The 12,072-nt window shown below is 58.2% G+C and carries 12 protein-coding genes and 1 pseudogene; 8 read left to right on the forward strand and 5 right to left on the reverse strand.

Going from position 1 to position 12,072, the window contains the following annotated elements:
- Positions 1–158 precede the first annotated feature (158 nt).
- Entirely contained in the window at positions 159–1,109 is a 951-nt protein-coding gene (locus ACNAZS_RS00490; RefSeq protein WP_415785071.1) for a 2-hydroxyacid dehydrogenase, read from the reverse strand.
- A 137-nt stretch (positions 1,110–1,246) separates the two neighbouring features.
- Between ACNAZS_RS00490 and ACNAZS_RS00495 the strand changes: the two are divergent.
- Positions 1,247–1,291: pseudogene (locus ACNAZS_RS00495) on the forward strand (helix-turn-helix domain-containing protein); the annotation flags it as partial.
- Positions 1,281–1,787: an RNA-guided endonuclease TnpB family protein gene (locus ACNAZS_RS00500; RefSeq protein ID WP_415786983.1), complete on the forward strand. Its 507-nt coding sequence runs from the start codon at positions 1,281–1,283 to the stop codon at positions 1,785–1,787. The pseudogene ACNAZS_RS00495 and the gene ACNAZS_RS00500, both read left to right, overlap by 11 nt.
- Before the next feature lie 40 nt (positions 1,788–1,827).
- Here ACNAZS_RS00500 and ACNAZS_RS00505 read toward each other — a convergent pair whose 3' ends face one another.
- The 4 genes from ACNAZS_RS00505 to ACNAZS_RS00520 all read right to left on the reverse strand — a co-directional run bounded on the left by ACNAZS_RS00505 (position 1,828) and on the right by ACNAZS_RS00520 (position 5,589).
- Positions 1,828–2,796, reverse strand: coding sequence for a Bug family tripartite tricarboxylate transporter substrate binding protein (locus tag ACNAZS_RS00505; RefSeq protein WP_415785073.1), 969 nt, complete (start codon positions 2,794–2,796; stop codon positions 1,828–1,830).
- Between the two features lie 146 nt (positions 2,797–2,942).
- Positions 2,943–3,524, reverse strand: a complete 582-nt coding sequence (locus ACNAZS_RS00510) for an amino acid synthesis family protein (protein ID WP_415786985.1) — start codon at positions 3,522–3,524, stop codon at positions 2,943–2,945.
- 182 nt (positions 3,525–3,706) lie between these two features.
- Positions 3,707–4,591, reverse strand: coding sequence for an NAD(P)-dependent oxidoreductase (locus ACNAZS_RS00515; protein ID WP_415785075.1), 885 nt, complete (start codon positions 4,589–4,591; stop codon positions 3,707–3,709).
- A gap of 119 nt (positions 4,592–4,710) precedes the next feature.
- The gene (locus ACNAZS_RS00520) at positions 4,711–5,589 is read right to left on the reverse strand and encodes a LysR family transcriptional regulator (protein WP_415785077.1); all 879 of its coding nucleotides are present in this window, start codon (positions 5,587–5,589) and stop codon (positions 4,711–4,713) included.
- A gap of 264 nt (positions 5,590–5,853) precedes the next feature.
- Between ACNAZS_RS00520 and chrA the strand changes: the two genes are divergently transcribed.
- The 6 genes from chrA (at position 5,854) to ACNAZS_RS00550 (ending at position 12,070) form a co-directional block, all read left to right on the forward strand.
- Entirely contained in the window at positions 5,854–7,056 is a 1,203-nt protein-coding gene (gene chrA, locus ACNAZS_RS00525; protein WP_415785079.1) for a chromate efflux transporter, read from the forward strand.
- A gap of 193 nt (positions 7,057–7,249) precedes the next feature.
- The gene (locus ACNAZS_RS00530; RefSeq protein ID WP_415785081.1) at positions 7,250–8,080 is read left to right on the forward strand and encodes an ABC transporter ATP-binding protein; all 831 of its coding nucleotides are present in this window, start codon (positions 7,250–7,252) and stop codon (positions 8,078–8,080) included.
- Positions 8,080–8,958, forward strand: a complete 879-nt coding sequence (locus ACNAZS_RS00535; protein WP_415786987.1) for a branched-chain amino acid ABC transporter permease — start codon at positions 8,080–8,082, stop codon at positions 8,956–8,958. The genes ACNAZS_RS00530 and ACNAZS_RS00535 overlap by 1 nt, the downstream gene beginning before the upstream one ends.
- A gap of 2 nt (positions 8,959–8,960) precedes the next feature.
- Complete coding sequence (locus ACNAZS_RS00540; RefSeq protein WP_415785083.1) at positions 8,961–9,998, forward strand: branched-chain amino acid ABC transporter permease; 1,038 nt, start codon at positions 8,961–8,963, stop codon at positions 9,996–9,998.
- 38 nt (positions 9,999–10,036) lie between these two features.
- Positions 10,037–11,227, forward strand: a complete 1,191-nt coding sequence (locus tag ACNAZS_RS00545) for an ABC transporter substrate-binding protein (protein ID WP_415785085.1) — start codon at positions 10,037–10,039, stop codon at positions 11,225–11,227.
- A gap of 9 nt (positions 11,228–11,236) precedes the next feature.
- Complete coding sequence (locus tag ACNAZS_RS00550) at positions 11,237–12,070, forward strand: ABC transporter ATP-binding protein (RefSeq protein WP_415785087.1); 834 nt, start codon at positions 11,237–11,239, stop codon at positions 12,068–12,070.
- Positions 12,071–12,072 lie beyond the last annotated feature (2 nt).

Consider the following 12,072-nt stretch of genomic DNA (forward strand, 5'->3'; position numbering starts at 1 on the left):
GATGGCGGTGCTTTCGCCACTCTAAAGTGTTGGCGGGGCGGGGGGAACCATGAATTTCAGACAGGGGTATATCTGAATGCGATGGGAGTATGTCACACCGATTCAAAACGCGTTAGTTTGCGGGACCGGCGGTTTTGATAGCTGTTATACACCCTCTGTCAGACGGGCGTGACCAACGGCTTACCCGCATAAAAGCACGCCGCATTTTCCAGAAATTTCCGCACGGAGGCGTCAATCGCCTGCGGTGAAATCCCCGCGATGTGGGGGGTCAACACTGCATTGTCCAAGTCGAGAAGGGGAGCAGGGGGAGTGGGCTCGTTCTCGTACACGTCTAGCGCGGCGGCCATCAGGCGCCCCTCTCGCAGGGCACGCGAAACGGCGTCGAGGTCGACGAGCGTGCCTCGGGCGATATTCACGAGCACACCCTGTGGGCCAATGCAATCGATGATCTTCTCGTTAATGATGTGATAGGTTTCTTTGCCGCCGGGGGCTGCAACGATGAGGAAGTCGCACCAGCGCGCGAGGCTTTCAAGATCCTCAAAATACTCGTAATCGACATCGTCGCGGCGCTGCCGGTTGTGATAGCCGATGGTCATGTGAAAGCCGAGGGCCCGATGCGCCACCTTTCTGCCGATGGCGCCCAACCCGAGGATGCCCAGTCGGCGGTACGACACGTGAGGGGGGCGTGGGATGTCGTCGCGCCACAGGCCATGCCTGACGCCCGTATTAAGAAACGGCAGGCGCCGTATCGCGGCCAGGAGAAGCATCATCGTATGGTCGGCCACACAATCATCATTGGTGCCCGCCGCGTTGGCGACCGCAATACCGCGGGCGCGCGCGGCCTCGATCGCCACGTTCTCGTATCCCACGCCTACCGTGCAGATTAATTCCAGCACGGGAAGACGATCTATTTCACTGGCGAGCAGGCCGTTTGTGCCATTCGTGAGCACGACCTTGATTTCGTGGCCGCGCGCGTTGATCTGTGCTTCACCGTTGGTTCGGTCCTTGCCCAGATGGGCATTGGGTGCATAGATCATGTCGAATTGCTCGCCAACGAGTGCACGATGCTCTTCGGACAAAAAGACCAGAACGAGTAATACGGGTTTCATCCATTGCTCCGAGAAACCTCGGCATCCATGCCGGGGAGGAAAGGGGCGCCGCCGTAAGGCTGCAGGATTGGTCTGATTTGAGCTGTTGTCTGGATGACTATCCAGTGATTTGGTTTGGTGTGGATAGACTTTCGGGCATGCAAACCAAACGTGCCTACCGATTCCGGTTCTATCCCACGCCCGAGCAAGCGATCACGCTGGCTCGCACGTCTGCATGCCAAGATCGCAGACATCCGCAGGGATTTCCTGCACCAGCTCTCCACCCGGTTGATCCACGAGAACCAAGTGATCGCCGTAGAAAGCTTGTCTGTGTCCAACATGCGGGAAAACCGCTGTCTTTCCAAATCCATCGGCGATGCCGGGTGGGCGGAGTTCGTGAGACAGCTTGAGTACAAAGCGCGTTGGGCAGGACGTAAGTTGGTGCGCGTGGATCGCTGGTACCCCTCCAGCAAGCGTTGCCACGCTTGCGGATATGTGTCACCGAAGCTGCCGTTGAGCGTGCGACGTTGGACTTGTTCGGCTTGCTGCACAGACCACGACCGCGACATCAACGCGGCGCATAACCTATTAGCCGCCGGGCTGGCGGTGTTAGCCCATGGAGAAACGGTAAGACCTGAGTGCATGAGTGTTGATGCGCAATGGCTCGGTTCTGTGAAGTGGGAATCCCTTTCCCTTTAGGGAAGGGAGCAGTCAAACGATGATTTTCTCCTGCCGTCGATCAGTTGACTTTTGCGCCAGACAATTTTACGAGTTCTCCCCATTTCTTGATTTCGGCATCAACGAGTGTTGCGAACTCCTCAGGTGTGTTGCCGGCCGCGGCGGAGCCTTGTGCGTTGAACGTCTTTTGTACTTCGTCCGTGGTAAGCACGGCATTGATGGCCTTGTTCATCCGGTCGACAATAGGTTTGGGCGTACCGGCGGGGGCCCACACGCCATTCCAGAGAACGATTTCGTAGCCGGGGAGGGTCTCGGCGACCGCGGGGACGTCGGGCAATCTGGGTGACCGTTCGGGTGTCGTGACGGCGAGCGGGCGTAGCTTTCCGCTATCTATAAACGGGAGGACTTCCACCATAGGAGAAAAGACCGCCTGGATCTGGCCCGCCAGCAGATCGGCATTCGCAGGCGCGCCGCCTTTGTACGGCACATGCGTCATTTCGGTTCCTGCCATTTGGTTAAGCAGCGAGCCGGATAAATGCTGCGATGTTCCCGTGCCAGCTGAGCCGTAGTTCACCGCGTTTTTGTTTTTCTTGGCATAGGCGATGAATTCCTGGAGCGTTTTTGCCGGAACGTCGTTGTTGACCATCAACACGTTCGGAATCAGCGAGACCCGTGACACAGGCGTCAAGTCTTTCTGTACGTCCAGCGGCATATTCGGTGCGTACAAGGTCACGTTCGTGGTCAATGTCGAGGTCGACAACAGGAATGTGTAGCCGTCCGGTTTCGCATTCGAGACATAGTCGGCGCCGATGTTGCCGCCCGCGCCGGCGCGGTTCTCAACAATGACGGGTTGGCCCAGCTCTTTTGACAGACCTTGGGCGATCAAGCGTGCCGTGGCATCCGTACTACCGCCGGGTGATAGGGGGACCACGAGTGTGACAGGGCGCTCCGGCCAGGTCGCCGCACCCGATGAGGCAGAGATTCCCAGGCTGAGGACGGCCGCTGCCGTCATAGTGAAAAATTTAATCATATTTGTCTCCGAGTCGATCCGGCATAGTTCGTAAAGGGCTATACCTGCGACGTTTTATTTTCAAAAAATCATTGGCGATATCGCTTGAGGTGATCGCCTGATGTCTATGCGCGTCGGCGGTATGACCGACGCCCAGTGGCCAGGATTTAGCGTTGACCGTCGCCGACCGTGAGTTGGTCAGCCCGCAGTCCGCCAAGCCGTTCATGAACGCGCGTCCCTGTGGAGACGACCAACGCATATAACAGCTCGTCAGGGCGGGGGCTGTCGATGGCCCCCACGTCCATGGTGGTGAAGTGGCTGCGCACATAGCAGGCTTCGATGTGATGCAACGGAATCTGCAGGCGCGTGCCTGCGGTGGCAACGACCTTGGCGGCAGGCACAATCGATTTCGCCTGAGGCAACTCGGCGCGCATGGACCAGCCGCCCGCTTCGTGCCAGATTGCGCCGTGTTCGAGCTCGCCGTTCAGGCCCACGATGGCGCCCTTGCCATAGGCCTGGACCTTGTCAGCGCCACCCACGGCCGCGAGGAGCTCGGGCACGATTTCCTTGGCCAAGACTTTCGAGTCTTCCACGAGCTGGGAAAGGTCCTCGACATATCTGCCCGCGTAGGGATTCTTGAGAACGATCGCGATAGATGCCATCACGATCGGCGTCTCGCGAACGGGGCCGTTTTCGTGATAGATGGACTCGATGTTCAATAGTTTTTTGCGAATCTGGACTGCCATGATGTAGTGCTCCTGATGGTTGAATTCAACGGTGAGTCATGATGCGGGTGCGCAGTGTCGCTACTGCGGTAATCCGGACAGATGTTTCGAGATAAACCCCCAAGCCATCATCGGGCGCGTGCACAGAAGAGCGAATAAACGACGTTTCATCTGGGTCTTGATCTCTGGGTATTTAAGAATTCGTGTCAAGGCTTTTTACCGAACTCGACCCCCGCCCATTGCTCAATGTGCCGAATGGGGAACACGTTGTCCCGATCTCCATCGCCCTGTGAAATCGCAAACGCGAGGAACTGCCGGGCCGCCGGATTGACAGACATGGGGACACCGAGTTTCTCGGCCTCGTCAATGCACATCTTGACGTCTTTATGCAGCAACGCCGTCGTAAAACGCACCGGAAAACTGCGGTCAAGGACGCATTGCGGGATGCGCTCCAGCGTCGCAAAAGATCGGCCGCTGGATACGTTGATCACATCCAGAAGCGTTTGTGGATCGAGTCCTGCCTTGACGCCGTAAACGAGCGCTTCGCAACTGGCGATCATGCTCGTGGCATAGAGCGTGTTGTTGATGATTTTGGTGGTCTGTCCCAGACTGGGGTCCGCACCCAGGTAGAACACGTTTTTGCCCAGCACTTTCAGGATAGGCTCGACTTCGTCGAACGTGGTTTTCGGGCCGGCGGCCATCACGGCCAGTGTCCCTTTTTCAGCCGCCACGGTGCCGCCGCTGACCGGTGCGCCGATCAGCGGGATACCCTGGGCGGAGAGCACGGCGTCGATGTCTTGGGTGACAGACGGTCCCGTCGTCGACAGGTCGAGCACAATCTTGACTCCTTTGACCTGGGCGATTTCGCGACATACGTCAGCGACGATGGCTGGCATGGGCAGGCATATCAGCACGATGGACACCTCGCTGGCTAAAGCCGTTACGCTGTCCGCGCCGGTGGCCCCGCGATCCACACTACGCTGTTGCGCGGCCGCTGATTTGTCGTGCACCACCAACTCGTGCCCGGCGGCCAGCAAGCGATTCGCGAAATGCTGGCCGATGTTACCTACGCCGATTAGTCCCAACTTCATTGCCGTCTCCTGGATTTCATTTGTTGCGAGGCAGAGCCATTCGCGCAACATGAAATCCTAAGGATTCGGGCGGATTTGGGCGAGTGCTTAAATCTAAGCAGGGTATGCCGTCAGGTTCATCACTCCTTGGTCAGCACATCAATAAATTTGTCCGCGTGGCTCTTTCCCGTATCGAACGCCGATCGCACGATGCTTGGGAAGAGGGGGATGGGATCGGTGAGAGGCACGACCTGCACATCGGGCCATCCCATGCTTTCAGCGGTAAATTGATCAATGATCGCCACGCCGGCGCCCGCGCGCACCAGGGCGCATGCAGTGTCGGTCTGATGGATGTACACAGAAGCCCGGTGGTCCACGCCGGCCTGTTTGATCGCCGTGGCGACGAGCTGTCCAAACGGAATACCCGGGTGATGGGCGATGAGAGGATACTGGGCGATGTCAGCGATATCGACGCTCTTTTTCCGAGCGAGCGCATGTCCCCTCGGGACCACGCAGACCATGCATCCCTCCATGAAGGGCATGACTTTCAGATTGGGATGGTCAATCGGCAGGACGGAAATGGCCAGGTCGACTTTGTTACTGATGACGTCCTGAGCCATGCTGTTGAGCATCGTCAGGTGGTAGTTCACCTGAATGTTGGGATAGCGCTTGATAAAACGTGTGATGGCGCTGGCGATGACGCCTCGGCTCAATGCCGGGCTGCAGGCGAGATTGAGCATCCCCGACGGCCCGCTTGCCAGTCCGCGCGCAAAATCGTCGATTCGAAGCAAGTGCTGATAGCACTGGTCGACTTCCTGGAACAGGGCTTCAGCGTCTGGCGTGGGAACGAGCTTGCCCTTGACCCGATTGAACAGCTTGAGTCCGAGCGTCAGTTCGGTATGGGCAACGATCCGGCTGAGCGCCGGCTGGGATGTGAAAAGCAAGCTCGATGCGCCTTTGATCGAACCGGTCAACATGACTGCTCTGAAAACTTCTATCTGGCGTAGGCTGAAGCGCATGTGAAAGTGGGATTGCCCAAGACGGTGTGCTATAGATCTGGCGGGCGGAGCCGGCCAGGGAGTCACTTTACTTATAAACGACCGGGAGGCGAAACGGCCCGCGAATGTCCCTGGCTGAGCCTGAGGACTGTCCGCGCTAATTTGTAATTTTACTCAGTCAGAATGTTTGTCTTTTAAGCTTGGGGGCCTTTATCTTTACCCGAGACTCGCCCAAGACGTACCCCAGCCATCACGCATCTACCAAATATCAATAAATTATCAAATATGTTAAGAACCGACGGACAACATCGTGACAGCGCCTGGCGTGTCTTTCTGGTGTTCCTGCGACTGGGGCTGACTTCGTTTGGTGGCCCGATCGCCCATTTGGGCTACTTCCGATCGGAATTCGTGGAGCGCCGCCAGTGGCTGGATGATCGGAGTTATTCCGACCTGGTTGCCCTGTGCCAGTTTTTGCCCGGGCCGGCCAGCAGTCAGGTCGGCATGGCGTTGGGCTTGGGTCGCGCGGGCTGGCCGGGACTGCTGGCGGCCTGGACGGGTTTTACCTTGCCGTCGGCGATCGCCCTGATCCTGTTTGCCTTTGGCATCGCCCAGTACCAGGATCTGGCCGAATATGGCTGGGTGAACGGACTGAAGGTCGTGGCCGTGGCCATCGTGGCACAGGCTGTCTGGGGAATGGCCAAGTCGTTGTGCCCGGATCGTCCCCGTGCCTGTCTCGCGATTTTGGCTGCGGTATTGACCCTGATCCTACCGTCAACGGCAGGGCAAGTGGCCGCCATCGCGGTGGCCGGACTACTGGGTTGGTGGATGCTGAAAAAGGGCACTCAACCCGCTGGCGGGCACGCCCATCGTTACCCCGTCTCACGCAAGCTCGGGGTCGTCGCGCTGTTGTTGTTCGTCGTCCTGCTTATCGGGCTGCCGCTCTGGGCGTCGGCCACGGGTTCATCGTCGGTTGCCTTGCTAGAAGGGGTTTATCGTTCTGGCGCGCTAGTCTTTGGCGGCGGCCATGTCGTGTTGCCGCTATTGCAGGAAGCGGTCGTGCCGCCTGGCACCGTGAGCAACGCCGATTTTCTGGCCGGCTACGGCGCCGCGCAAGCCGTACCGGGGCCGCTGTTCACGTTCGCCGCCTATCTGGGCGCGATCGCCAACAACCCGCTCCATGGCTGGGCGGGTGGTTTGGTTCTGCTGGGCACGATTTTCCTGCCCGCGGTGCTGATACTGGTCGCTGCATTGCCGTTCTGGGAGTGGCTGCGTCACCGAGAGGGGATTCAGACCGCCATGGCAGGCATCAATGCCGGCGTGGTCGGCATTCTGTTGTCGGCGCTGTACGACCCGGTATGGACGAGCGCCATCCACGACAAGGCCAATTTCGGGCTGGCGTTAGTCTTGTTCGGACTGTTGACGGTGGGACGCACGCCACCCGTGCTGGTGGTGCTGCTGGCCGCGCTGGCAGGTTGGGCCATGGCCTAGTACGCGGCCGACAACTGGCTAATCCCGCAATGCGTCGGTATCAGGGTAAATACGATATTGGCAACGTGGCAGTACTGCTGCAGCATTCAATCAAGCGCTTGCTTGGTAGAAAGCATAGGATAGCCTTGCGGGTGCCCGGCGGTAAAAAATAGCAGGGCGGCGGGATCTTCCCTGTACAAAAACGGAGACAATTGTGGCGGCTGGCAACCCTATCTTGCAGGTAGAGGGGCTGACGCTCGCCTTTGGCGGTGTCAAAGCGCTGAGCGGTGTCGATTTCAGCGTCGCGCCTGGTTCTATTACCACTGTCATAGGCCCCAACGGGGCAGGTAAGACCTCGCTGTTCAACACGATTTCCGGTTTTTACCGCCCCAGCCAAGGGGCCGTCACATTCAAGGGCCGCGATATTTCTCGGCTACCGGCCCCGCAACGGGCCAAGCTCGGATTGGCTCGCAGCTTCCAGAATATTGCCTTGTTCCGCGGCATGTCCGTGCTGGACAACATCAAGCTTGGCAGGCATTGCCACCTGAAAACCAATGTGTTCCAAGGCCTGTTTTACCTAGGCACGGCCAAGCGCGAAGAAATGGCTTTGCGCGCCGATATTGAAGAACGCATTATCGATTTCCTTGAGATCGACCATATTCGCCATGCGTCGGTGGCGGCTTTGCCCTATGGTTTGCAAAAGCGGGTGGAAATGGCACGCGCCTTGGCAATGCAACCCGAAGTATTGATGCTGGACGAGCCGGTTGCCGGCATGAATCGCGAAGAAACCGAGGATATGGCGCGATTCATCCTGGACGTTCGCAACGAGTGGGGCGTGACCGTGTTGATGGTCGAGCATGACATGGGTCTGGTCATGGATTTGTCCGATCACGTGGTGGTGCTTAATTTCGGGCAGGTGATTGCCGATGGTACGCCCGGGCAAGTGCAGGCCGATCCCGAGGTAATTCGCGCTTATCTGGGTGATAGTGATGTGTCCGATTTACGCCGCCGCTTGCGCGGGCAGCCGCAAGACGAGGCCGTATGATCGACTGGCTTTTCCTCTTTGAAGTCACCCTGGCCGGTATAGGCAGCGGCGGCCTGTACGCGCTGGCCGGTTTGGCTTTTGTCATCGTATACAAAGCCACCAAGGTGGTGAACCTGGCCATTGGCGAAATGCTGATGATGGGTGCGTATATTTTCTTTGCCTTTGCCGCGGGCCTGCAATGGCCGATATGGCTAGCGGTAGTGTTGGCGATTGTTTGCAGCGGTGTCATGGGTGGTGTGATCGAACGCTTGGCCATACGGCCTATGCTGGGCGAGTCCCCGATTTCAGTCTTCATGGTCACAGTCGGACTGGGCTCCATTTTGGTGGGGCTGGTCGAACTGATCTGGACGGCGGATCAGCGTCGATTGCCTGAGTTTCTGCCAACCGAACCGATCTTTATCGGCGAAGCATTCATCTCGTCCAAGGTGTTCTATGGCTTTTGGGTGGCGGTCGCGCTGGTAGCGATCGTTGTTGCGGTGTTCCGATACTGGCGCGGTGGGATTGCCCTGCGCGCCACCGCTTCCGACCAGGGGGCGGCCTACGCCATGGGCATCAATGTGCCGCGCGTCTTCTCGCTCGCGTGGACGGCCAGCGCCGCATTGGCCGCAGTGGCGGGCATCGTCGTCGGTGCCATAGGAGGGCTGTCTTCCTCCATGGGGGTCTTCGGGCTCTCCGTACTGGTGGTGGTGATTGTCGGCGGCCTCGACAGCGTCGTGGGCGCCTTGCTGGCCGGGCTGCTGATCGGTGTGCTTGAGGCCTGGGCCGGTGCCTATCTGGGAGGCGAGTACAAGTTGCTGGTCACTTTTATCGTGCTGGTGGCGGTCCTGATGCTCAGGCCATACGGCCTGTTCGGCACCCGTGAAATAGAAAGGCTCTGATCATGCGTATTGCGACCGCCAAGCAAAACTACGGGGCCGATGAGGCCTTGTTCGACACATCCACGCAGCGAGTGTGGATGGCTGTTTTACTGCTCGCGCTGGTCTTGTACCCATTCTTGGCCAATGATTACTGGCTTTACCTTGCTTGCCTGGTGGCCATTCATGCCGCCAGCGCGACCGGCCTGAATATCCTGACCGGCTATACCGGGTTGGTCAGTCTCGGACAGGCCGCATTCATGGGCCTGGGCGCGTATACCGTGGCCGTGCTGGAGCAGCGCTACGGCACGCCGTTCCTGCTTAATTTGGTCGCGGCCGGATTCGTAGCCATGCTGGGCGGGGTGGTTGTGGGTGTTCCATCACTGCGAGTCAAAGGCCTTTATCTGGCTATCGTGACCATCGCGGCGTCTTTCATTGCGCATTTCATATTCGGCAATTTGGCGTTTACGGGCGGTTCGGGCGGCATGACCGTGCCACCGCCCAGTCTGTTCGGTTTCGCGCTGGATACGTCTTTCAAAATTTACTGGCTCATTGTGCCGGTGACCCTGTTGATGGTGCTGGGGGCAGCCAACTTATTCCGCACGCGAGTAGGGCGGGCTTTCATCGCCATTCGCGACCGGGATATTTCCGCTGAAGTGCTGGGCATCCCCTTGTTGCGCTACAAGCTGCTTTCCTTTGGTTTGTCCTCCTTCTATGCGGGAGTGGCAGGCGGATTGTGGGCCTACTTTTTTCGTGTGGTAACGCCTGAAAGCTTTCCGCTGATTCTGTCTATTTTCTTCTTGGCCGCGATTATTGTCGGTGGCATGGGGTCGATACTGGGCGCGATACTGGGCGCGGTCTTCATGACCATGGTGCCCGAGGTGCTTCGTATCGGGATCGGGTTATTGCCTATCGAGGGGGACACCCTGCGTTACGTCTCACCGGTACGGACCATCGTGTTCGGTCTGTTGATCGTCGTATTCCTGATTTTCGAACCGCAAGGGCTAGCCGAAATGTGGCGGCGGGCGCGGCGTTTTTTTCACTTATGGCCATTTCGCACCTGAGTGCGCACGGCCTTGTTCATCGCCCCAGGAGACAAACCATGAAACGTACGTTCTTTTTGTCCAGCCTAGTCCGGCGGCTGGTTCTTCCCTTGTCGCTGGCGGCCGGGTTGGCCGTTGCCGGCGGGGCGATTGCGCAGCAGAAGGATGACATCGTGATTGGTGGCTCGATCCCGATGAGCGGGGTTTTTGCCTTTGCCGGCGTCGGCATCCATGCGGGTATGGGCGATTATGTGAAGATTCTGAACGAAGCAGGCGGCATCGATGGACGCCAGGTACGTTATGTACCCGAAGACACTGGCTACAAAGTGGATGTCTCGGTCGCCGCGTTCAAGAAAATTACCAGTCAGAACAAGGTCAATCTGTACTACGGGGACTCCACCGGTTTTTCAAAGACCATCAATCCCGAACTCAATCGACTGGGCAACATCCTCATGACGGGCGCCTCGTTCGCCACCGAGATCAATGACCCCGAGAAATTTCCCGCCCAGTTCCTGGTAGGGCCCGATTACACGGAAATGTTCGGCATCCTATTGCGCCACATCGCCAAGGAAAAACCGGGTGCGAAGGTCGCTTTTGTCTATTCCGATACCGAGTTCGGACGCGATCCCATTGATGAATCGCGTGAGGAGGCCAAGCGCCTGGGCTTGACTGTCGCCACCGAAATCATGACGCCGCCGGGCAGCGTAGACGTGTCCACAGAAGTCCTCAAGTTGCGCCGCGCCAACCCCGACTTCACGATATTCCATGGTTATGTGCTGGCGCCTATCCCGGAGTTCGTCGGACAGGGTCGCCAAATGGGTCTGAAAACCCGTTATATGGGGACTTTCTGGACCATGGACAACTCCACCATCATGAAAATGGGCGAGAACGCCGATGGTTTCATGGGCGTCATGCCTTTCCGTTATTACTATGACGAAGAAGGCGAGGCGCCCATGATGAAGAAAATCCGCGAAATGCGCCCCGAATACCAGAGTACGGCGTATACCCAGGGCTTCCTGGCTGCCATGCTGCTGACCGAGGCGGTTAAACGCACGCTGGCCAACGGCAAGGAACTGACTGCGGTCAACATGAAAGCAGGGCTGCAATCCATACAGGATTTCGATACCGGCGGCATTATCGGGGTACCTATCAGTATCAAGGGCAATTCGGTACCGGTGGGCCGCATTTACCGGGCGGACTATAGCCAGCGCAAGATGGTGCCGGCGTCCGACTGGATTGTGCTGGATTAAGCGATAGCCATGTTCAACGCAATGGAACAAGCACCGGTCGGCCAGCCTGTTCTCGATATCAACAATATCGAGGTGGTCTATAACAAGGTCGTCCAGGTATTGCGCGGCTTGTCACTATCGGTGCCGTCCGGACAGGTTGTTGCCCTGCTGGGCAGCAACGGCGCGGGCAAGTCGACGACGCTCAAGGCTATCTCGCGTCTGTTGTCGCTGGAAAACGGCGAGCTGGTCAAGGGTCAGATTGCGTTCAACGGGCAGGATATCGCTCAGATGGCACCCCAAGTACTGGTGCGCAGCGGCATGAGCCACGTCATGGAAGGCCGTCGGGTATTCGAGGACCTGACGGTGGAGGAAAACCTGGTGGCGGCAACCTATGCGTTGTCACACCGTCGTGCGACACGCGCCGATTTCGACCTGGTCTATGATTATTTCCCCCGGCTGCATGAGCGACGCAAGGGATTGGCGGGCTATCTGTCAGGCGGAGAGCAACAGATGCTGGCGATCGGCAGGGCATTACTGGCGCGCCCCAGGCTGATGTTGTTGGATGAGCCGTCGCTGGGGCTTTCTCCCATGCTGGTTGAAAACATTTTCACGATCATCGCACGCATCAACCGCGAGCAGGATACGGCCATGCTGCTGGTGGAGCAGAATGCATCGGTCGCGCTGGCCATTGCACACTACGGCTACATCATGGAGACGGGCAAGGTGATGATAGACGGCACGGCGGAAAAATTGTCTCAGGACCCAGATGTACGGGAGTTCTATCTGGGCGTGGGAGGCAGCGGCGAGGCGCGCAGCTTTCGTGACATCAAGCACTACAAGCGCAGAAAGCGCTGGCTTTCTTGAAG

The organism is Bordetella tumulicola, assembly GCF_965138755.1.
GTDB classification, from domain to species: Bacteria; Pseudomonadota; Gammaproteobacteria; order Burkholderiales; family Burkholderiaceae_B; genus Bordetella_A; species Bordetella_A tumulicola.

What these genes read in the sequence shown, in the direction of transcription:
- ACNAZS_RS00490 (WP_415785071.1), bottom strand. Translation starts at nt 1,109, where the DNA reads ATGAAACCCGTATTACTCGTTCTGGTCTTTTTGTCCGAAGAGCATCGT.
- ACNAZS_RS00505 (WP_415785073.1), bottom strand. Translation starts at nt 2,796, where the DNA reads ATGATTAAATTTTTCACTATGACGGCAGCGGCCGTCCTCAGCCTGGGA.
- ACNAZS_RS00515 (WP_415785075.1), bottom strand. Translation starts at nt 4,591, where the DNA reads ATGAAGTTGGGACTAATCGGCGTAGGTAACATCGGCCAGCATTTCGCG.
- ACNAZS_RS00520 (WP_415785077.1), bottom strand. Translation starts at nt 5,589, where the DNA reads ATGCGCTTCAGCCTACGCCAGATAGAAGTTTTCAGAGCAGTCATGTTG.
- chrA (WP_415785079.1), top strand. Translation starts at nt 5,854, where the DNA reads ATGTTAAGAACCGACGGACAACATCGTGACAGCGCCTGGCGTGTCTTT.
- ACNAZS_RS00540 (WP_415785083.1), top strand. Translation starts at nt 8,961, where the DNA reads ATGCGTATTGCGACCGCCAAGCAAAACTACGGGGCCGATGAGGCCTTG.
- ACNAZS_RS00545 (WP_415785085.1), top strand. Translation starts at nt 10,037, where the DNA reads ATGAAACGTACGTTCTTTTTGTCCAGCCTAGTCCGGCGGCTGGTTCTT.
- ACNAZS_RS00550 (WP_415785087.1), top strand. Translation starts at nt 11,237, where the DNA reads ATGTTCAACGCAATGGAACAAGCACCGGTCGGCCAGCCTGTTCTCGAT.